Source organism: Arthrobacter sp. ISL-95, assembly GCF_018613695.1.
Lineage (GTDB): Bacteria > Actinomycetota > Actinomycetes > Actinomycetales > Micrococcaceae > Arthrobacter.
This window is the reverse complement of the sequence record NZ_JAGGPR010000001.1, coordinates 97,242-117,716: the sequence shown is the minus strand read 5'-3', so window position 1 is coordinate 117,716 and position 20,475 is coordinate 97,242. Positions and strand designations below refer to the sequence as shown.

Annotated in this window: 18 protein-coding genes and 1 pseudogene; 8 read left to right on the top strand and 11 right to left on the bottom strand. The window is 61.7% G+C overall.

Going from position 1 to position 20,475, the window contains the following annotated elements; all coding sequences use genetic code 11:
• Positions 1-107: 107 nt before the first annotated feature.
• The 3 genes from J7I86_RS00590 to J7I86_RS00580 all read right to left on the bottom strand — a co-directional run bounded on the left by J7I86_RS00590 (position 108) and on the right by J7I86_RS00580 (position 5,089).
• The gene (locus tag J7I86_RS00590; RefSeq protein WP_214814859.1) at positions 108-3,608 is read right to left on the bottom strand and encodes a DNA polymerase III subunit alpha; all 3,501 of its coding nucleotides are present in this window, start codon (positions 3,606-3,608) and stop codon (positions 108-110) included.
• Between the two features lie 3 nt (positions 3,609-3,611).
• Positions 3,612-3,953: a DUF6504 family protein gene (locus J7I86_RS00585; RefSeq protein ID WP_214814858.1), complete on the bottom strand. Its 342-nt coding sequence runs from the start codon at positions 3,951-3,953 to the stop codon at positions 3,612-3,614.
• An 80-nt stretch (positions 3,954-4,033) separates the two neighbouring features.
• Positions 4,034-5,089 (bottom strand): FAD-dependent monooxygenase, encoded by a 1,056-nt coding sequence (locus J7I86_RS00580; RefSeq protein ID WP_214814857.1) that lies wholly within the window; start codon positions 5,087-5,089, stop codon positions 4,034-4,036.
• 59 nt (positions 5,090-5,148) lie between these two features.
• Between J7I86_RS00580 and J7I86_RS00575 the strand changes: the two genes are divergently transcribed.
• On the top strand, positions 5,149-5,685 hold the full coding sequence (locus J7I86_RS00575) for a TetR/AcrR family transcriptional regulator (RefSeq protein ID WP_214814856.1): 537 nt from the start codon (positions 5,149-5,151) through the stop codon (positions 5,683-5,685).
• A gap of 46 nt (positions 5,686-5,731) precedes the next feature.
• Positions 5,732-6,121 carry a hypothetical protein gene (locus tag J7I86_RS00570; RefSeq protein WP_214814854.1) on the top strand — a complete coding sequence of 130 codons (390 nt, stop codon included), beginning with the start codon at positions 5,732-5,734 and terminating at the stop codon, positions 6,119-6,121.
• A gap of 3 nt (positions 6,122-6,124) precedes the next feature.
• Here J7I86_RS00570 and J7I86_RS00565 read toward each other — a convergent pair whose 3' ends face one another.
• On the bottom strand, positions 6,125-6,871 hold the full coding sequence (locus tag J7I86_RS00565; RefSeq protein ID WP_286179119.1) for an SOS response-associated peptidase: 747 nt from the start codon (positions 6,869-6,871) through the stop codon (positions 6,125-6,127).
• 167 nt (positions 6,872-7,038) lie between these two features.
• On the opposite strand from J7I86_RS00565, the gene J7I86_RS00560 reads away from it, so the two are divergent.
• The 3 genes from J7I86_RS00560 (at position 7,039) to J7I86_RS00550 (ending at position 9,151) form a co-directional block, all read left to right on the top strand.
• On the top strand, positions 7,039-7,296 hold the full coding sequence (locus J7I86_RS00560) for a mycoredoxin (protein WP_018777778.1): 258 nt from the start codon (positions 7,039-7,041) through the stop codon (positions 7,294-7,296).
• A 140-nt stretch (positions 7,297-7,436) separates the two neighbouring features.
• On the top strand, positions 7,437-8,522 hold the full coding sequence (locus J7I86_RS00555; protein ID WP_214814850.1) for an S-(hydroxymethyl)mycothiol dehydrogenase: 1,086 nt from the start codon (positions 7,437-7,439) through the stop codon (positions 8,520-8,522).
• Positions 8,519-9,151 carry an MBL fold metallo-hydrolase gene (locus J7I86_RS00550; protein ID WP_214814848.1) on the top strand — a complete coding sequence of 211 codons (633 nt, stop codon included), beginning with the start codon at positions 8,519-8,521 and terminating at the stop codon, positions 9,149-9,151. Before J7I86_RS00555 ends, J7I86_RS00550 begins: the two co-directional genes overlap by 4 nt.
• Positions 9,152-9,157: 6 nt before the next feature.
• Here the strand turns inward: J7I86_RS00550 and J7I86_RS00545 are convergent, their stop codons facing one another.
• The 4 genes from J7I86_RS00545 to J7I86_RS00530 all read right to left on the bottom strand — a co-directional run bounded on the left by J7I86_RS00545 (position 9,158) and on the right by J7I86_RS00530 (position 13,640).
• Entirely contained in the window at positions 9,158-11,485 is a 2,328-nt protein-coding gene (locus J7I86_RS00545; protein WP_214814846.1) for an FdhF/YdeP family oxidoreductase, read from the bottom strand.
• 85 nt (positions 11,486-11,570) lie between these two features.
• Entirely contained in the window at positions 11,571-12,317 is a 747-nt protein-coding gene (locus J7I86_RS00540) for a lipoyl protein ligase domain-containing protein (protein WP_214814844.1), read from the bottom strand.
• Positions 12,317-13,120 carry a thioesterase family protein gene (locus tag J7I86_RS00535; protein ID WP_214814842.1) on the bottom strand — a complete coding sequence of 268 codons (804 nt, stop codon included), beginning with the start codon at positions 13,118-13,120 and terminating at the stop codon, positions 12,317-12,319. The genes J7I86_RS00540 and J7I86_RS00535 overlap by 1 nt, the downstream gene beginning before the upstream one ends.
• Positions 13,121-13,151: 31 nt before the next feature.
• Positions 13,152-13,640, bottom strand: coding sequence for a VTT domain-containing protein (locus J7I86_RS00530; RefSeq protein WP_214814840.1), 489 nt, complete (start codon positions 13,638-13,640; stop codon positions 13,152-13,154).
• 80 nt (positions 13,641-13,720) lie between these two features.
• Between J7I86_RS00530 and J7I86_RS00525 the strand changes: the two genes are divergently transcribed.
• The gene (locus J7I86_RS00525) at positions 13,721-14,698 is read left to right on the top strand and encodes a hypothetical protein (RefSeq protein ID WP_214814839.1); all 978 of its coding nucleotides are present in this window, start codon (positions 13,721-13,723) and stop codon (positions 14,696-14,698) included.
• Here the strand turns inward: J7I86_RS00525 and J7I86_RS00520 are convergent.
• Both J7I86_RS00520 and J7I86_RS00515 read right to left on the bottom strand, forming a co-directional pair.
• Entirely contained in the window at positions 14,695-16,203 is a 1,509-nt protein-coding gene (locus tag J7I86_RS00520; RefSeq protein WP_214814837.1) for an FAD-dependent oxidoreductase, read from the bottom strand. The two genes, J7I86_RS00525 and J7I86_RS00520, sit on opposite strands and share 4 nt — an antisense overlap.
• A 67-nt stretch (positions 16,204-16,270) precedes the next feature.
• On the bottom strand, positions 16,271-16,762 hold the full coding sequence (locus J7I86_RS00515; RefSeq protein WP_214814835.1) for a DNA alkylation repair protein: 492 nt from the start codon (positions 16,760-16,762) through the stop codon (positions 16,271-16,273).
• A 60-nt stretch (positions 16,763-16,822) separates the two neighbouring features.
• Between J7I86_RS00515 and J7I86_RS00510 the strand changes: the two genes are divergently transcribed.
• Entirely contained in the window at positions 16,823-17,911 is a 1,089-nt protein-coding gene (locus tag J7I86_RS00510) for a YhcG family protein (protein ID WP_214814833.1), read from the top strand.
• An 18-nt stretch (positions 17,912-17,929) separates the two neighbouring features.
• Here the strand turns inward: J7I86_RS00510 and J7I86_RS00505 are convergent, their stop codons facing one another.
• Positions 17,930-18,904, bottom strand: a complete 975-nt coding sequence (locus J7I86_RS00505) for a dienelactone hydrolase family protein (protein WP_214814831.1) — start codon at positions 18,902-18,904, stop codon at positions 17,930-17,932.
• Positions 18,905-19,030: 126 nt separating this feature from the next.
• On the opposite strand from J7I86_RS00505, the pseudogene J7I86_RS00500 reads away from it, so the two are divergent.
• A pseudogene (locus tag J7I86_RS00500) lies at positions 19,031-20,438 on the top strand (HNH endonuclease).
• Positions 20,439-20,475 lie beyond the last annotated feature (37 nt).

Sequence of the window (20,475 nt, the reverse complement as noted above, 5' to 3'; positions counted from 1 at the left end):
CGGGGACCACAGCCAGCCACCGTCAATCGTATCCGCTTCAGCGAAGGCGGCCAAAGCAGCGCGCCGTGGCCGGATAGGGCTGGTCAAGGCAGGTTTCTGCTCCGGGTTCAGCTTCCCAGACCAGTGATGGCAAGGTGCCTGGAGATACCGTGAAGCGGCCCACGGTGGGTGTATTCATCAGGTAGTCCCACTTCGGCAGGAAGTAGTTCGGCATAAGGCAGCGCTTCGGAGCGGCTGAGGTCCCAGGCTTTGCTGGCACTGAGGCTGATTCCTTTGGGCCCGGTCCTTCTGGTGGTTCCCCGGATCAGCAGCAGGCGGGTGCCAAACAGCAGAGGCCCGGATTCTTCCTGGGCCTCATGGAAGAAGACTGAGTCCACGCAACCGGTGCCGTCATCGATACTGATGAAGACCACGCGCCGTCCGCCTCGCATTGGTGGGGTTTGGGTGGCAATCCGGACCCCTGCCACCAGGACTTCGGTTCCGTTGCGTAAGCCCAGGAGTTTATTGGCTGTGGTGACACCCAGTTTGTCCAAGAGCGGGCGATGGCTTTCCATCAAGTGTTCGCTGACATCCACCGCCATAAGGTCAAGTTCTGCCCTGACGTTGTCCACCATGGTTGGCTCGGGAAGATCTGGAGAAAGGTTCCTCAGTTCAACATCCCCCAGGGCAAATGACAGCTGCCCTTCAATGACATCGGGAGCTTTCTTGGAGGGGCTGCTTTGGAGTGCCTGCAAATGGTGCACCAGGTCAGCACGGTTCGCTTTTCCACCGGAATCCTTATGCAGAGCATCAAAGGCGCCCAGCTGGGCCAGTCTCTTGATGTTCGGCTTGCTTACCCTGGCCCGCGCCCGCAAGTCTGCCAGGGAATCGTAAGGTTGCCCGGCAACGATCCGCTTCAGTTCTGCTCCGGAAAGCCCATAAATGCCTGTCAGGCTTAACCGGATGCCCAACTTGCCCTGATCCGGGCCATGCTGGATCTTCTCTACCCGGTATTCAGCCTGGCTCCTGTTGATATCCAAAGGCAGGATGGGGATGCCCAGCCGGCGCGCTTCAGCGACCAAGAGTCGCTTGGGATACATCCCGGGATCGTGTTCCCACAACCCGGCCAGGAAGGCCTCGGGATGATGGGCCTTGAGCCAGGCCGACTGATAGGTAGGTACGGCAAAAGCAGCGCCGTGGGCTTTACAGAAGCCAAAACTGCCGAAAGCCTTCAGGGTCCCCCAGACTTTATCCACCACTTCGGGGGAGTATTTCTTAATTGCTTCACGTCGGAAGTACTTCTCTACTCCTGGTTCATGCACTTCGTCGCCCAAGGCGCGACGAAACTCGTCAGCCCTGTCCAAACCGCAATCGGTCATGACGTGGAAGGTCCTCAGGATCTGCTCATGGAAAACCGTCACCCCGTGGGTTTCCTGGAGGACTGGTTTGAGGTCCGCGTGGGGATAAATCTCAGGAGCAAAGCCGTGCCGATGCTCCAGGAAGGGCCTCACCATGTCCGACTTCATGGGTCCAGGCCTGAAAAGTGAGATGTCGATGATGAGGTCGTTGAATTCCCGGGGAGCCATCTTGCCAATGAGTTCACGCTGTCCCGGTGATTCAATCTGGAAGCAACCAAGTGTGTGGGTACTGCGGATCAGTTCATAGGTGGGCTCATCTTCGAAGGGGACGGCATTGAGGTCAATCCTGCCGTCAGGAGCAATGTAGTCAGGACCATTTCCACCCGGCTCCACCGGGTGCTTTCCTGCTGCGACGACTTCAGCTTTGGAAGGATGAAGCCGAATCACTTCCCGGACCGCAAATGCCATGGCGCTCTGCATCCGGACTCCCAAAACATCCAGCTTGAGCATTCCCATGGGATCCATGTCGTGTTTATCGAACTGGCTCATGGGCAGACCCAAACCGCTGGGTTGAACGGGGGTTCTATCCAGGAGCGTGGCATCTCCCAAAATCACTCCGCAGGGATGCATTGAAATGTGCCGGGGCAGCCGATCCAGCCTTTCGGTAAGATCCACCAACAGGTCCAGCTGCTGGTTCTCCTCCAAGGCTCCCCGTTCCACCCGACCGGCAAAATCCCGAAGCTCGGGCTTCTCCACCAGAGCTTCACGGAATTTGCGTGCAGAGAATCTCCACAGTTGCTTGGCAATCTCACCGACTTCTTGCTCCGGCATCCCCAGGGCCATCCCTGCATCCCGCACGGCACCACGAGCCCTGTACCCGTTCTGCATGCTCATCAGGGTGACGCGTTCTGCCCCGAAGCGGTCAAAAATCTTTCGGTAGACGTTGTGCCTCTCAGCACTTTCCACATCAATGTCGATGTCAGGGAGGGTCGACCGCCGACCGGAGAGAAAACGTTCGAAAATGAGGTCGTGGCGTATCGGGTCAACCTGGCTGATATCTATCAGGTAATTGACCAGACTTGATGCGCCGGATCCCCTGGCGGCTACGCGTACACCCATATCGAGGATCATCCTTGATACTTCAGCCACGGTGAGGAAGTAGGAGGCAAAGCGAAGCCGACAGATGATTCCCAGCTCATGCTCCAACCGCGAGCGCAGCTGTTTTTCTGCCTCCGCTTTGATGCCTGGGAACCGTCTGTTGATTCCTGCTTCGCAGCGTTGGGTGAGTTCCACCATGGGGTCTGCGTCGATGCCGATGATGGAAGCTTCAGGGACTACAGGCTTCTTCCAACCCATGTCGAGGATGGGATCGATGCGGCATTTGTTGGCGAGCGCCTCGGTGTTTGAGAGGAGTTTGGTGAGGTCGGCTTTTCCTTGGCCTGCCGCGTTCATGATTTCTTTGCCGAGTTGGAGCATTTGCTGCGGCGTCTTCAGCCAGCCCTGCCCTGTGGGTTGTAGAAGGGGTTCTGCGGAGAGTTCCGGAAGGGATTTTAGGGTGCGTGCGGAGTCGAGTACGTCTGCGGTGGCGGCGCCGTCCTGGGCGCAGTAGCGGACGGCGTTGCTGAGGATTGCGGGGATGTTGTATTCGAGCGCGAGTTTGAGCATGCGCACTGCGTGGGCTGTGCTGAGTGGTTCTCCCGGGGCGCTGAGGTGGGAGACGACTTCGGCCACCATGGTTCCGGCGGGCATGGCGTCGATCCATTGTTTGAAGAGGGTTCTTGGTCTGAGGTATTTGCGGCCGCCCAAGGCTCGGCCTACGTCCGAGTCGGGTCCTATGAGTACGGTCAGGACTGGTTTGAGGGTTTTGGGGTCAAGGGTTCTTGAGGCGAGTTCGCTGCGTGTTACTGCAGCGGGGACCGCTCCCCCGGCTTTCCCTGACGTGCGGGCGTGGGCGTCGGATATGAGGCGGCACAGTGCCCTGTATCCGGCGCCGTTGTTGTTTCCGTGGGCGAGTACGACGACGCGGCCCGCGACTTGGGTGCGGTGGTCGCCGTCGTCGTCGAACACTGCCAGGTCTACCCCTATGATGGGGTCGATTCCTGCGTCCATGCATGCTTTGAGGTGTTTGATGGTGCCGTACAGGCCGTCACGGTCTGTGCAGGCGAGCGCTGTGGCTCCGTCTGCTGCTGCTGTTTGGGCAAGTTCTTCAGGCCAGGAGACCCCGTAGTGTGCGCTAAAGGCTGTGGAGACGTGCAGGTGGGTAAAGCTCAAGGTTCACGCTGCTTCTTCGGGTTCTACGGCGCGTGATGGTGCGGCGTCGTGGATTCGCAGGAGTCTCCAGCGTCCGCTGCCCAGGTGCCGGACGAGGTCCAGGGTGATGGAGCGGTTGGGTTCCGGCTCAGCTGTGGGTAGGAGTTGTACCCGCCAGATCTCGTGGTCAACCAGGCCCGCTCCGTGCCCCAGGGGTGCGCGGCTTTCTTCAAGCCACCATTGGCGTCGCTCGTACCAGCGCACGGGTTCGTTGGTGACTGTGTACTGCGTGCCTTTCCATTGGACTTCCTGCGGCTGGCCTGTGTCCGTGCAGCTAACACTTACTGATTCACTGAACAGCCCCACATCTTCACCTCTTACGCCGGGAAACCATATTCGAAAGTATGTTCGAATAAACCCAGTTTACGCCGACGCTCCGACAAAACCTACTTCGAAGTTTCAGCCCTTTCCCGGGCTCCCGACACACGCTTTCCCACCTGTTTGAGCAAGACGTCGCGCAGGGGTTGCGCACCCTGCGCAAGTGCGACACTCCCCATGAGGGATGAAGCTATCCGAAGTAGTTGTGTGCGCATGACCCTCTTCCTGCCATAGGCGGCAAGCGCCTTTTCCTTAGGCAGCTCGTTCAGCAGTTTGCCCAGTGTCACTGCATCGATCAGCGCTTCGCAGGCACCCCGCCCCAGGTTGGGGGTCATGGCGTGGGCGGCGTCCCCTACCAGCACTGCGTTTCCTTGCGCGTATCGGGCCAGGGGCGGAGAGATCCAGATGCGCTGGGCAAGTGAGTTTTCCGGGGTGGCAGTAGCGAGTACATCCTGTACAGCGCGCGAGTGGTTTGCATACCGGCTTCGTGTCACTTCAAGGGCCTCCGCCACTTCTATCCTTTCCGACCCCAGGTCTGAGCGGAAGGAGGCGTACCAGTTGCTTCCGCCTCCGGCCGGTGCCAGACCGAATATCTGACCACGGCCCCAGTATTCGCCGATGTCCTGTGGGAGCGGGGTTCCGGGAATGACTCCCCGGACGGCCAGGAACGGGGTGGGCTTTGCTGAGCTTTGCCGACCCCGGATGTTTCGCCGAACAATGCTGTTGACTCCATCTGCGCCCACGGTCAATCCGGCAGCACCTGGGAGGTGATCCACTCTGCCCATTTCCCGGCGGACTGAGCGAGGTACCGCCATATCCAGGAGCCGCAGGAGTTCGGGCCGGGATACTCCTAGCAGTCCCTTGCCTTCCATGGACAGCAGGGGTTCTCCGGAGGGCCTGCGAAGGGCGCCTGCTTTGATCATGGCTCCGCGGCTCCGGACGGCTCCGAGTATCCCCAGCTCGGACAGCGCCTGTTGGGCTGCCGGCCACATGGCCAGAGTTGTTCCAACCGTGGGGAGTTCAGGCCTCTGCTCGTGGATGGTGACGTCGAACCTTCCGGGGTCAAGTATTCCCGCGAGCGCCAGTCCGGCGATTCCTCCACCAATGATGTCCACCTTTTCCATGGGCCTCACTGTACTACTACATTTGTAGTAGTAATAGGGGTTGAAGCTAGACTTTCGCCATGCCGGACCGCCGAACAGAACTCGCCGACGCCGCCCTGGCCGTCGTTGCTGCCAAGGGATTGAAGGGACTCACCCATCGGGCCGTCGACGCCCAGGCCGGTGTCGCCGTCGGAACTACCTCGAACTATTTCCGCAACCGCGCCGCACTGATGGGTGCCGCCGTCGACCGCGTTGAAGAACGCGACCGCCTCCTGCTACAGCAGGGTGGGATGGAGATCCCGACGTCGGTAGCCGCCTTGGCGGAGCAGATCGCCAGAGCGGTCATGGGACTCGCGCGGGAGAACGCCGAACTGACCCGCGCCAGATTCGCCTTCGCCCTTGACCAGCCCGGCGTTGTGGCCGCCGGGCATGAGCGGCTGGTATCGGCCTTGACCCAACTGCTCGACGCCATGGGCATACCTGAGGCAAGGGACCGGGCGGAGGCCGTATCCGACTACAGCGACGGCCTGGCCATGCACCTGCTGACCGCCCGCAAAGGGCAGGATATAGACAATGCCACCGTGGCGCGGAGCATCCGGCGACTCTTGGAGGGATGACCCCCAAGGGGTGGACGCCAGCCGGTCCACAGAGCAGGATTGTGGCATGAGCACCAATGACGCACTCCTGAAGCAGGTCAATATCTCCGCCGAAGACGACAACCTCATAGCAAGGTTCGAAATCGATGGCAACATACCAGGCTCCGGCGCTTACGTCGTGGGCCTTGTTGCTGCCAGCGAGGACTATTCCTCACAACGCAGGCTCGGCATCGAGTTCATGAACGGCGAGGCGATCTCGTTCTATTCGTTCAACCACTCACTCAGTGCCGAGGAGAACTACGACATCAAAGGCGTGGAGCATTCCGGGAACGTCATCACGGGGAACTTTCCGATGTCGGCCATTCACGGGCTCAGCAAAGGCCACGTTATGACAGGCTTCAGCGAAGCCGATGGCCGGGAGTTTCAATCCGGCGTGCCGGTCACCGAAGCTCTCTGACCCCTAGAAGAGCGCTTCCACCGGTTCGATAAGTTCCGGTGAGTTATTGCGGACATTTCCCACCGCGGCCCCCACCGCGTCCAACGTCCATCCGGCCGCGGCGTCGTGTGCCCTGGAACGGACCAGATCCACCAAACCTTGGGCGTCTTTCTCCCGCGGATCCAACCACGCTTCCATCGTCTCAGTGCTCATGGGCAACGGAACGCGGTCATGAAGTGAAGTCAGCTCGTCAAAAACCGAGGCACTGCGCCGGGTCTTCGCCTCATCCACCGTTGGGGTATCGGCCGTCAGGATGGACATGGACAGCAACCACCGCCCCGGGTCATCATCGGATGCCGACTGGTCACGCCACCACTCATACAAGCCAGCAAAAACCAGACCGTGGCCGTCCCCCGGGTGGACATAATACGGTTGCTTGTTCTTGCCCTCGCCCTTTTTCCATTCGTAATAACCATCCGCCGGAACCGCGCAACGCCTGGCAACAGCAGCCTTCTTGAAGGACGGCTTCTCCAGCAGCGTTTCACTCCGGGCATTAATAAGCCTCGCACCACCCTTGGGGTCCTTGGCCCACGAGGGAACCAACCCCCACTTCGCCACATGGAGCTGACGTTTCACGTCATCGTCAAGCAGCCTCTCCAGCACAATGGGAACGGCATCGGTCGGTGCCACATTCCACGACTTCTCCAGCGCAATCTCGTTCTCAAGTTCGGCGTCGAAATCGGCGAGCAGGTCCCCCACCGCACGAGCCATCACATAGCGTCCACACATGGCAACAGTCTGCCTTCTCATCGGACAACGCACCAGCGCCGGCACGTGACGTAACCCGGCTTCGCCGCAAAAGGGGAATTTTTCGGACGCGGGTTACCGTTGATAACAACGAATCATCCCGTATACCGAACAATATTGAGGAGAGCTCTGTGGACTTCACTCCCGACTCCGGCACCATCACCATGTTCTCGACCACCTGGTGCGGCTACTGCAACCGCCTGAAGAAGCAGCTGGACGCCAAAGGCATCGGCTACACCGAGATCAACATCGAAGAAGTGGATGGTACTGCCGAACTCGTCGAGCAGCTCAACGGAGGCAACCGCACCGTTCCCACCGTGCTCTTCCCTGACGGAACCGCGGCCACCAACCCGTCCGCCTCCGAGGTTGAAAGCCGCCTGGCCGCATAGGCTCTCACACAGCTGCCGCTGGGCCCGCACGGAACAATCCACACTCTGTCTGCCACCTGTGATAGACAGAATGGGAATCCGTAGCGGGCCTTTTGCCTTAAAAAGGACCCGCTCCCCGAAAGCCCGAAGGGAACATCTCCATGGTCCACGCAGTCAAAGGTGTCGTCGTTCGCTCCAAAGGCGCACCCGCAAACCTGGAAACCATTCTGGTTCCAGAACCCGGCCCCGGCGAAGCATTGGTGGACATCCTCACCAGCGGCGTCTGCCACACTGACCTCCACTACAAACTCGGTGGCATCAGCGACGATTTTCCGTTCCTCCTCGGCCATGAAGCCACCGGCGTCGTCAGCGCAGTCGGCCCCGATGTCACCGACGTTGCCCCAGGAGACCGCGTCGTCCTCAACTGGCGGGCAGTCTGCGGCAACTGCCGCGCCTGTAACCGTGGACAGGCCCAGTACTGCTTCAACACCCACAACGCCACCCAAAAGATGACACTCGAAGACGGCACGGAACTCTCACCCGCCCTCGGCATCGGCGCGTTCATCGAAAAGACCCTCGTCGCCGCCGGTCAATGCACCAAGGTAGACCCCGACGCCGATGCGGCCGCGGTGGGACTCCTCGGCTGCGGCGTCATGGCAGGTTTGGGCGCAGCGCTCAACACCGGCAACGTCAAGCGAGGCGACTCCGTTGCCGTGATCGGCTGCGGCGGAGTAGGCGTAGCAGCCATCGCCGGCGCTGCGCTCGCAGGGGCCACCACCATCATTGCCGTCGACATCGACGCAAAGAAGCTCGAGCGCGCCAAAGACCTCGGCGCAACCCACACCGTGGACTCATCTGCAAGCGACCCCATCGAAGAAATCAGGGCGCTGACAGGTGGCTTCGGCGCCGACGTAGTAATTGACGCCGTCGGACGTCCCGAGACCTACAAGCAGGCCTTCTACGCCCGCGACCTCGCAGGCACCGTTGTCCTGGTTGGTGTCCCCACGCCGGAAATGACCTTGGAACTGCCGCTGCTGGATGTCTTCGGCCGCGGCGGATCACTCAAATCATCCTGGTACGGCGACTGCCTGCCCTCCCGGGACTTCCCCATGCTGGTGGACCTGTACAAGCAAGGCAAGCTGGACCTGGACGCCTTCGTGACGGAGCGGATCACCATCAACCAGGTGGAAGAAGCGTTCGACAAAATGCATGAAGGCGCCGTCCTCCGATCGGTGGTTGAACTGTGAATACCCTCACCATCGACCACGTCGTCACGTCCGGGACTTTCTCTCTCGACGGCGGAACCTGGGACGTAGACAACAATGTCTGGATCGTGGGCGACGACTCCGAATGCATCGTCATCGACCCCGCCCACAACCCCGAAGCCATCCTGCAGGCTGTCAATGGCCGCACGGTCAAAGCCATCCTGCTCACACACGGCCACGACGACCACATCCGATCAGCCGGTGACTTCAGGGAACTCGCCAAAGCACCCATCCACCTCCACCAGGACGACTGGATGCTGTGGCGGGCAGTGTTCCCCGACGTCGAGCCCGACGCAGCGATCGCTGACGGAGCGGAGTTCACCGTTGCCGGGGCCACACTAAAGGCAATCCACACCCCCGGGCACTCACCAGGCTCGGTGTCGTTCCACCTACCCGTCGAAGGGACACTCTTCAGCGGAGACACGCTCTTCCAAGGCGGCCCCGGGGCCACAGGACGCGCCTACAGCGACTTCCCCACCATCATCGAGTCCATCCAGACAAAGCTGCTGATTCTGCCGGAGGAAACAGTGGTCCGCACCGGCCACGGGGACTCCACCACCATCGGAGCAGAGAAACCGCACGTGGACGAGTGGATCGCCCGCGGACACTGACGCCCTTCAGTTCCGCTGGCCGGCTGCCGTTCCGTAAACCGGTGCGGCAGCCGGCTCTAGCCGGATGATCACAGACTTCGACGCCGGCGTGTTGCTCTCGTCCGCCGTCGAATCCAGCGGCACCAGCACGTTGGCCTCCGGATAATAGGCAGCGGCGCAACCACGCGCAGTGGGGTACGACACCAAACGCAACTGCGGCAGAACGCGGTCCACGCCGTCGTCGGCCTCGCTGTGAACGTCCACATATTCGCCGTCCGCGTATCCCAACTCGGCCAGGTCCTGCGGATTGACGAACAACACCATGCGGCCCTTCTTGATACCCCGGTAACGATCATTCAACGAGTAGATGGTGGTGTTGAACTGGTCATGGGACCGGAGGGTCTGCAACAGCAGGCGGCCCCTTGGAATCGCAATGGTCTCAAGGTCATTGACCGAGAAGCCCGCTTTGCCCGTTGCCGTGGGAAAGGTCCTGCTGTCCCTGGGACCATGGGGCAGGACGAAGCCGTCCTTCTCCCGGATGCGGTTGTTGAAGTCCTCGAAACCCGGCACTACGTGGGAGATGTGGTCCCTGATGGCGTCGTAATCGCTGCCGAGTCCGGCCCAATCCACCGGTACTTTGATCCCAAGGACAGCCTGGGCAATATTGCTGATGATCGCCACCTCGGACAAGACCTCCGGTGCAATCGGTTCCAACGGACCCGACGAGCGGTGCACAGCACACACAGTGTCCTCCACGGTCACAAACTGCTCCACGCTGCCTTGCCTGTCGATCTCGGTCCTGCCCAACGTGGGCAGGATCAACGCCTGCTCCCCCACCACCACGTGCGAACGGTTCAACTTGGTGGAAACCTGCACGGAGAGGCGGGTTCTCCGCACTGCCGCTTCCGCTACGCCGGTGTCTGACATCGCGTGGACCAGATTGCCGCCCAACGCCACCAACACTTTGATCCGCTCCTCGCGCATCCCCCTGATGCTGTCTACGGCATCCACACCAGCATGCCTTGGCGGGTCAAAGCCGAACTCCCGCCGGAGCGCATCCAGGAAACGTGGCGGCATCTTCTCCCAGATACCCATGGTCCGGTCACCTTGGACATTGCTGTGTCCGCGGATCGGGCACGGGCCCGCCCCGGGCTTGCCGATGTTGCCGCGAAGCAGGAGCAGGTTGATGATCTCCTTAATCGTGGGCACAGCCTTCTTGTGCTGCGTCAGCCCCATGGCCCAAGCGATGATGACCTTTTCTGCGCGGAGATACCTCCCGGCAAGTTCATCGATTTCCGCGCTGGTCAGCCCCGTGGCAGCAAGGACATCATGTTCGTTCAACGTGGCGAGGTGGGCTGCGAAGCCAACGAATCCTTGACAGTGTTCCTCGATGAACGTGCGGTCCAGCACCGTTCCAGGAGAGGCCCGTTCGGCATCGAGGACGCGCTTGGAGAGCGCCTGCAGCAGTGCCATGTCTCCTGCGATGCGGATCTGCAGGAACTGGTCGGCAAGATCGGTGCCCTTGCCGATGAGTCCGCTGGGACGTTGCGGATTGCGGAAATTGATGAGCCCGGCCTCGGGCAGTGGGTTCACGGCGACGATCTCCGCGCCCGCCTGTTTTGCCTCTTCCAAGGCCGTCAGCATCCGTGGGTGGCAGGTTCCAGGGTTCTGTCCCATGATGATGATTAGATCCGCCGCGGCGAAGTCGGTGTAGGTGACCGCCGACTTCCCTACGCCGATGGTCTCCCCCATGGCCACACCCGTGGACTCGTGGCACATATTGGAGCAGTCGGGGAGATTGTTGGTTCCAAACGCCCGCACGAACAGCTGATACAGGAACGCGGCTTCGTTGCTTGTCCGCCCGCTGGTGTAGAAAGTGGCCTGATCCGGATTGTCGAGCTTGTTCAGTTCCCCAGCCACGACCTCGAAGGCATCATCCCAACTGATGGGCACATAGTGGTCTGAACCCGCGGCTTTGTGGACAGGCTCCACCAACCTGCCTTGCTGACCCAGCCAATATTCCGAACGATGCTCGAGGGAACTGAGGGAGTTGTCCGCCCAAAAGTCCCGGGGGATCTTCAACGGTTCCGCTTCCCAGCCGATGGCCTTCGCACCGTTCTCGCAGAACTCGGCAGCCTTGCGCTCTGGCGGGTCGGGCCACGCGCAACTCATGCAGTCGAAGCCGTCTTTTTGGTTGACAGCCGTCAGCGTTTTCCACGCCCTGGAGGGGCCCATGTACGCCACGGCGTGCCGAAGCGTCTCGCTCAGGCTGGGTAAACCGGCAGCGGACCGCTTCGGTGGACTGACGCTGATATCCACATCAGAATCCTCAAGAGGGTGTCTCTTCCGGCCCATGATTTCCACCGCGATCCGCGTGTTGGTTAACGTGCTTACCTCAGCCTAAACCCGGGGTCAAACACGCTCAACGGCTTGGGCGCCGCTAGCTCACCAGGCTGCGGAAGTCGCCGTCGAAGACGTCCGCGTACCCCCGGTACGCCTCAATGACAGCGTCCTCAACTGTCTGGACATCCAGGTGCGGCAGCAAATCGTTCGCAGCGCCCGCAGTGGCTGGATCCCACTCCAGACCAAGCGCTGAGTAACTGGCGGTCATCACGTCACGGATGGGCTGGGAGTTCTCCACAACGATCACGGAGCTGAAAAGCCAACCACCGGAAACCACGCGCTGGGCGGTGCCGATCAGTTTAATGCTGTGAGCGGGAAAGTCGGGATCCTCGCCATGGACGCTGAACTCGCCGGGGCAGTACTCCCCCGGGATCTCGCCGACGGCGGCATGAACACCGACGCTGCGAAGAGCACCGGCCAGCAACTCACCGAACTCCGAAAACCGGGCCTTGGCCCGCACAATCGCGTCCGGATGCGGCTCAATGTGGTCAATCACCAACGTCCCCTGGTGATAGGCGGCAGCGCGTCCGCCCGCTTTCCGGATCAAGGGTTCGAACCCAAGCTCCCGGCAGGCTTCGGCCGCCGCCGGGAAACCAGGGAGATTCGCATCCCGTTGTCCGAACGCCACTGTGGGCTGCGGACGGTAAAGGCGAAGCATGGGGCCCAACTGCCCGCTGCGGGCACGCTGCAACAGCTCCAGGGCAAAGTCCAGGTCTTCTGCGGCACCCAGGGACTCCGGCTGGCGGTACGCAGTGAGCTGCGCCGTGGCCGTTTCGGCCCGCATCAGCTCTTCCTCAGCGTCAGGATCTGCTCGGCCCTGCCGAACGGTCCGTTGACGTCATGAAGCACGGTGGATGTCAAGCCGATGCCGTCGGCGCCGAACGAGACCTTGTTGTCCAGCCCCAGCCATTCACCGGACGGTTCACGGTACATGTGGATCTGCAAGTCCACGTTGGGGAAGATGTAGCTGTCCTCACCCGGAGCGACCCTGGCTGCAATGCCGTTGGCTGTGTCCACCAAGCCCATCAAACGCGCGAGATCCGAACTGTCCTCCTGGTCGGTCAGCGGATGCGAGGTACGGATCCACACTTTGCCTGATCCAGGGCGGTGGCCCTCCGCCAAGCGCATTTCCAGGGAGCGGATGTAGCCACCGGGCCACACACTTGCACCCTCCCACGGCTTGCATTCGTCAGGGGCCGGCATCGACTCGTCTTCCACCGCGGCTACGGCACTGGTATCGCTGGTGACCATGCGCCACGCCGCGGCCCGGATGGCCACCCGGCCTCCGGCTGAGAGTTCGGCCTGGATAAGTTCAATGGTTCGTCCCGGCCTCAGCGTTGAGGTGGTGACCTGGAACTCGCCGCCCGGGATCAGTCCAAGAATTTCGTAGCTGATCCGTGCCATTCGGACGTCGTCGCGGGGCTTGTGCCTGACAAGGGCATCGGCCATGATGCCCGAGGCGGGGGCCATGTGTTGCTCGTGCGGATTCCACGCACCCTGGGCGTGGATCGTGGACCTGTAACGGCCTTTGCCCAACGATTCGTAGTAGAAATCGCCGTCCGCCAGTTCCGGTAATGCAGTAGTCAACCCGAGCCTTTCGCCGATCCAGCAGTAGAACTCAGACCACTGTATCCGCTGATTTGGCCGCAGAACGACGCTTGCGGGCCACCACCACCCAGACGACGATGACCGCAAGGGCCACAGCTCCCAGCCCGGCCCCGACGGGCGACGCCGCTGCAACCGCAAGCCACGCTTCCAGCGCGGCGAGGCCAATGGTCGCATAAAGCAGCGCCCAGAGGACCGAACCGGCAATTGCTGCCGGCAGGTATCGCCGCAGGGGCATCCGCGCGGCGCCTGCGGCAAGGTTGATGGCCGTCTGAAGACCGATGGTCAGGAAAGAAAGTACGACGGCGTATGGCCCCCATCGCTGGATCAGGGCTTGGGCCCGGGCTGCTTTGGGACGCTCCAAGGATTTTCCGAAGCGGGTGTGGGCGAAGCCAGCCACGGCGCCCCGTCCAATCCAATACGTAGCGTTGACCCGGATCATGACAATCGCGAAGAGCGCCGCGAGGGCAACACCGAAAGGCAAGCTCATGATCTGGTCCACTCGACTTAGGCTACCCTAAGCATCGGAGCATCGTGGATTCGTTCCCGAGGGCTTACCGATTGAAACCCTAGGATGAGTCCATGGACCTCCGCGATGCTGCCCAGGAGCTGTACGCCGTAGTGCCCCGCGACTTTACAGCTGAGCGATCTGCGCTGGCGCGCAAAGCCAAGGACGCCGGCGATAAGGACTTGGCGAAGGATATCGGCGGTCTGCCCAAACCTGCTGCCGCCGCCTGGGCCATCAACATGCTGTCCGCTCACAAGCCCGAGGTGATTGACGGCGTCGTGCGTTTTGGCGTTTCGCTCAGAGCCGCCCAGGAAGAGGGCGATGCGGAGGCTTTCCGCGAGCTCGGTCAGCAACGGCAGGGGCAGCTGTCAGCAGCCGTGCATGCAGCCAAGGACCTGGCCGGCGAACTGGGAGCGCCGCTGAGCCCAGCGGCTGGAGCGGACGTTGAGCAGACGTTCAGGGCAGCCATGGCCGATGCCGGGGCGGCTGCTGCCGTAACGACCGGCCGACTGGTACGTGGGCTGAGCGGCAGCGGCTTTGAGTCTGTAGACCTTACAGGTGCAGTTGCTGCCGCTGGCCCCGCGGACCAGGCTGCACCCGGGCAAGAGCCCACCGCGAAGCCGGCGGCCAGGAGCAGCGCCAAGAGCGCTGGCACCAAGGCGTCAGGGTCCCCCACCAAAGATGCGCCTGCGTCAAAGAAAGCACCACAAGAACAGGCCACGTCGCTGGCAGACCGGCGCGCGGCCAAGCAGCAGGCAGCGTTGAAAGAGGCCCGCAGCGAATTCGAAGCAGCCGACAAAGAGGCTCGGATTGCCGAAGAAGCTGCGTCCAAAGCGTGGGACCTCGTCAACGAACTGTCAACCCGCCAAGCAAACCTCAAGTCGGACATCGAGGACGCCAAGAAGCGCTTGGCGTCCCTGGAAGCGGAGCTGATTGGAGGTACCCGTGACGCAGAAACAGCCGAGTCCGGGAAGAAGATCGCGGTTCGGGCAGCCACGCAGCAACGACGTGCCGCGGACCAAGCCAAGCGGCGCGTCGATCGGCTCAGCTAGTCCTTTTTCTTAATTGGCGACTTCTGCAGGTGATGGGTTGCAGGGCCCTCAAGGTACTTGCCCTCGGGTGTGAAGCGGGAGCCGTGCAATGGACAGTCCCACGACTTCTCGGCGTCGTTCCACCCCAGGAGTCCGCCCAAGTGTGCGCAACTTGCGGACACCATGCAGACTTTGCCTTCGACAGTGGACACAGCGGCTGGTTCACCCTTGTAGAGTCCGACGACGCCCGTCCCCTCGGGCGGGCGGGTTTCGTCGGTGATTTCCGGGTTCTTCCTGACCTTCGCCTTGTCCTCGATCATCCGGCGCGCAATGTCTGCATTGTGTCGGATGGCTTCTGCTGCACCCTTGGGCGAAGTCACGCGGTGATGGATAGCAGTGGCCCAGTCGGACTGACCACCCAGGATGTCCGAGGTGATGGACAAAGCGGCGGCGACGCCATTGCTCATCCCCCACTTGTTGTAGCCGGTGCCAAAGAAGATCCGGCCGTGTCCCCTGGGCAATTTCCCGAAGAACGGCATGAGGTTGGTTGCCTGGTAGTCCTGGGCGGACCACGTGTGGGTGACCTCGGCCCCGGGGTAGTGCTGATGGGCCCATCCCAGCAGGTCATCCAGGTGCTGCTTCGGCGAAACGGCCCGGCCGCCCGGGTGCCCGTAGCCGCCCACCAGCAACAGTTCACCATCAGGAGTCGGGTAGGTTCGCTGGGAGCGGGTTGGAGCATCGATGGACAGGTACATGCCGGACGGGATGGTCGAGTCGCCCGGAACGCGAAGAGCGGCAGCGTAGGAACGGTTGGGTTCGAGCTTGGCGAAGTAGAGTCCGCGGTCCAGAATCGGAATTCCTGTCGCCAGAACAACCGTGTCTGCAGTGAAGGCTCCCTTTCGGGTAGCGACCTCCAACGGCCTTTCCCCACTGACGTTCTGCACTTGTACGTCCTCAACAACGAGCCCGCCGTGGTCCCTGATGTCGCCAGCCAGGTTCTCCAGGACATCCATAGGGTGGATCTGCACCTGATCCTCGAGCTCCAATGCCTCCACCACCTGGAACGGCAGTCGGGCATCCCGGCTGAAGTGGACGTCCAGTCCTGCGTCCCGCGAAACCGCCGCTTCCTTGCGGAGCCGCTGGCCGCCGTCGTCCGTGGTTGCGAAGGTGACGGCCGTCCGGCGCTGAAACGAAATGCTTTGCTGCTCCATGTACTGGGTGAGCCAGGCCTGCCCGGTTTTGTTCGCCTCCACGTAGGCCTGCACCACTTTAAGGCCATACTGGCTCCGCAGAGCAGAGAGCGCACCACCTTGGAGGAGGCTCAGCTTGCCGGTGGTGTTTCCCGTGGTGACCGCACCGAGTGTCCGTGCTTCGAGGACCACCACACGCTGGCCGGATCGTGACAGCAGCAAGGCCGCCACCATTCCAGTGAGCCCTGCCCCTACCACTATCGTGTCAAAGTGCTTCTCGTCAGGGATGGCATCGGAGGTAAAGCGGGATTCGCGGTCCAACCATAGCGATTTCATCGAACAACCTGCCTTTCGCGTCACTGGCATGTGGTGAAGGAAACGCTAGGCGGGTCGCTGATGCTTATCAAGGGTCGGTGCCGCCTGTCGCCAGGGCAGCAGCGCGGCGCAGTTCAGGGTCAGGGTCTTCGGCCCAACGTTCCAGGACGCGATTCGCGCGGTCCCTTGCCAGCCCCTCCAACCGTGCAACCAACGCGCGCACCACATCCTTGGCGAGAGGATCCACCAGCTCCCTGGTTCCGGCATGCCTGATAAAACCCTCCATGCGGGTCAGGTCTGTGTTGATCAGGAGCTTTACTTTCGTCTGCAGCAGAACCACGGCGGCGAGGCGACGCTCGAAAACGGGCTCCTCCCATAATTCCGAGCTCAAGGCAGTGATGTCGTCATGCCCGAGATCCTTGAACTTCTTCAAGGCGTCCCGCACCGTTCCCCGTACCGCGCCAATTGACGCGCCATACACCTTCAGGCTCCCGCTCAGACGCTCATTGGTCTCGGCGGCTTTCTCCCAGGTCGATTCCATCTGCAGGGTGTAGTCCACGAATTCACCGGCTTCACTCACCCGCCTATTTTGTCAGTGCCTCCCCCTAGCGTGGCAACAACAGCAACCGACAGGAGCAACATGCCATCCCAAGAGCTCGCCACCGAGGCATCATTTCCGAGTGTCCCGGCTGCTTCGTCCATGCCCGACTGGTACCCCACCTTGCTCAACACCGTGGCACAGGAAATCCGCGTGGGCCGGACCCGTGCCATGGCTGCGGCCAACGGTGAGTTGCTGAATTCCTACTGGAGCATTGGACGGCAACTCGCAGAGCGCGAATCGGAGCAAGGCTGGGGAGCCAAAGTAGTCACGCGCTTGTCCGCTGACATTCGTACCCGCTTCCCGGAAGCGAAGGGCTTCTCCCCCAGGAACCTGAGGTACATGAAGAGCTTCGCCCAAGCCTGGCCTGACTTCCCAATGTTGCAAGCGCCGCTTGCAACATTGCCTTGGTACCACCAGATCGCACTGCTGGAAAAGCTCGACGACGCCGCCACGCGGCTTTGGTACGCAGCGGCGGCTGCCCAGCATGGATGGTCGCGCAACGTGCTGACACACCAGATTTCCACCCGCTTGCACGAGCGCTCAGGGCAGGCGATCACCAACTTCGCTTCCACCATGGTCCGTGCGGACTCTGACCTCGCGCAGCAGGCGACCAAAGACCCGTACGTCTTTGATTTCCTGGCCATGTCTGAGCGGCACACCGAACGCGATCTGGAGGTGCAATTGGTGAAGCATGTGGAAAAGTTCCTGCTCGAGCTGGGCCAGGGCTTTGCTTTCGTTGGGGAGCAGGTTCGGTTGGAGATTGCCGGGGACGAGTTCTTTGCTGACCTGCTCTTTTACCACCTCAAGCTGCGCTGCTACATGGTGATCGAGCTTAAGGCCGTGAAGTTCGAACCCGGTTTCCTGGGCCAGCTTGGGATGTATATGGCTGCCGTGGACGACCTCATGGCGCACGCGGACGACAAACCAACCATCGGCTTGCTGCTATGCAAGGAGAAGAACAGCGTGGTGGCTGAGTACGCGCTCCGAGGGTTCAATGCACCGGTGGGCATCGCGGAGTGGAAGACGTCCCTCGCGGACTCCTTGCCCGACGAGTTGGTGGCGAGCCTGCCGAGCATCGAGACCCTGGAGGCTGAGTTGGCCAGCGAGGCTGCGCGGTTGCAGGGCTGAGTTCTCGGGTATGGCGGCTTAGACGTTGTCCTTGAACCACGCCAGGGTGTCGTTCCACGCTGCCGTTGCTTGGGCCTCCACGTAGCGCTCACCGGTGTCGTTGTGGAATGCGTGGTCAACTCCCGGGTACACCTTCAGCTGATGCTTGACCTGGGTGTCAGCCAAGGCATCTCTGAGCTGGGGCATGGCGCCGGTGATACGTGCGTCGTTCTCGGCGTACACACCAAAGACCGCGGGCTTGATGGTCGGCACCTTGGCCAGGTCCGGTGCTGGCCCATAGAACGCGGAGGTGGCTTTGAGACCTTGGATCTCCGTGCTCGCCTGCCACGTAATGCCGCCGCCGAAACAGAATCCGACCATGACGATGCGGCCTTGCTCCACAAAGTCCTGGCTGTTGAGGTAGTCGAACGCGGCTTTGAAGTCGCCCACGTGGCGTGCGGCGCCTGCTTGGGTCAGCGCTCCCGGAACGGCGTCGGGATCCATGTTCGCCGTGCCGCCTTCCCGGCTTAGGAGATCCAAGGCCAGCGCCGCGTAACCTTCCTTGGCGAAGCGACGGGCAACGTCCTGAACGTGAGGTGTCAGTCCGCGGTTCTCGTGGCAGATCAAAACGGCTGGACCAGGCTGGCCACCCTCGGGCCGGGCCAAGTAGCCACTGATTTCAGTCCCGCCGGAGTCGAAGGTCACTGTCGCCGTTGTCAGACCTGCGGCGCCCTCAGGAACGGACAAAGGGCTCTTGGCGTTGGGAACTGCCGTAGTGGCTGGCCCTTGAGATCCTGCCTTGGATGTTGGAGAGGGCGTTGGCATCGGATCCGTGGCTCGCGGCACCTCCTCCGGCTTACAGCCCACCAAGGTCATGGCGCCCGCTGCCGCCGTCATGCTTCCCATGACGAATGCCACCCGCCGGGTGAATGTCTTGTGCGACATGTCCCCCGACCGGAAGTCATCGTAGAACTCTTCAATCAAGTACTTCTCGAACTTCTCCAGCTGCACCATGGCAAACCTCCCGACGATGTGATGATCTTCCCCTGATGTGAAGACGCGGACAAGGGGTGGGATGGTTCAGCAACGTCCCGGACGAGGCCTTAAATAATGTCAGTGCCCCCCTGCGAGAGTGGGAACATGAAGCAAGTTCGGGAAATGCCAGCGAAGGCGACAGTGTCCGTCGCCAATCTCCCTGCAATTTCCCGAGTGCCGGCTCAGCCTGGCACTATCAGTGGCGATCTGATCAGTCAGTTGCGAGTGCTGGAGGAAATGAAGTCGGCCATCGCAGGACTCCAAGCACAGATTGCTGTGGCTTTTGACTTGGCACAGCGAGCCGAGCAGGCCGAGGCTGGGGTGCCTGCCGCAGAACGCGGCAAGGGTGTAGGGGCCCAGGTGGCGTTGGCGAGACGGGAGTCACCGAACCGTGGATCAAGGCTGTTGGGGCTTGCCAAAGCTCTTGTCACAGAGATGCCGCGGACCCTGGCGGCATTGAACTCGGGCCAGTTGAACGAGTGGCGGGCCACGCTGCTCGTCAAGGAAACAGCGTGCCTGTCGGTGGAGGACCGGAGCGCGGTGGATGAGGAGCTCGTCCCCGACGCCGGGACCTTCGAAGGGGCCGGCGACAAGGCCATCATCGCCGCCGCGAAAGCTGCTGCATACCGTCGTGATCCACGGTCGGTGGCTGAACGGGCCAGCCATGCCGCCAACGAACGAACGGTGAGTCTGCGTCCGGCACCGGACACCATGACCTATCTGACCGCGCTGCTTCCTGTAGCCCAGGGCGTTGCGGTGTATGCCGCGCTGACCCGGACGGCCGATTCTGCGCGCTCCAGCGGCGATCCCCGAAACCGTGGGCAGGTCATGGCCGACACGCTTGTTGAACGCACCACGGGCACTCCCGGCGGGGTCTCGGGCGTCCGACTTCAAGTCGTTATAACGGACAGGACACTGTTCCAGGGCGACAGCGAACCAGCCAGGCTTCAGGGCTACGGAATCGTGCCCGCAGAATGGGTCAGAAATCTCCTCGGTGCAGAGAATGCCGAAAGTGCAGGAATCGCGAGAAACCCTGGGCAGGCAGCAATACCCGGACGAGCTACTGCCGCCGACCGGGGAGCAGTACCCGACGCGGGGCAGGCTGCCGGCCAGGAGATCCCGCCTAACCACGATGGCGAGTTCTCGGTCTGGCTCCGCCGGCTCTACACCCCCCTGCCACCGGCCAGCTGTTGGCCATGGACTCCAAAGCTCGACTCTTCCCGCATGGACACCGGCGATTCATCGAAGCCCGCGACCACAGCTGCCGGCGCCCTACTGCGACGCGCCCATCCGGCACATCGACCACATCGTGCCCTGGAACTCCGGAGGCTCCACCACCCTGGACAACGGCGCAGGCCTCTGCGAGGCCTGCAACCACACCAAGGAAAACCCCGGTTGGACCGCCAAACCAGTCACCGCGGACACTCACACCCTCGAACTCCGCACACCCGCAGGACACAACTACCAATCCAAAGCCCCACCACTTCCAGGGCACAGGCCCTCCAGAACGTGATGAGACACAAGAAAGGCGAACAGCGACTGCTCGCTGC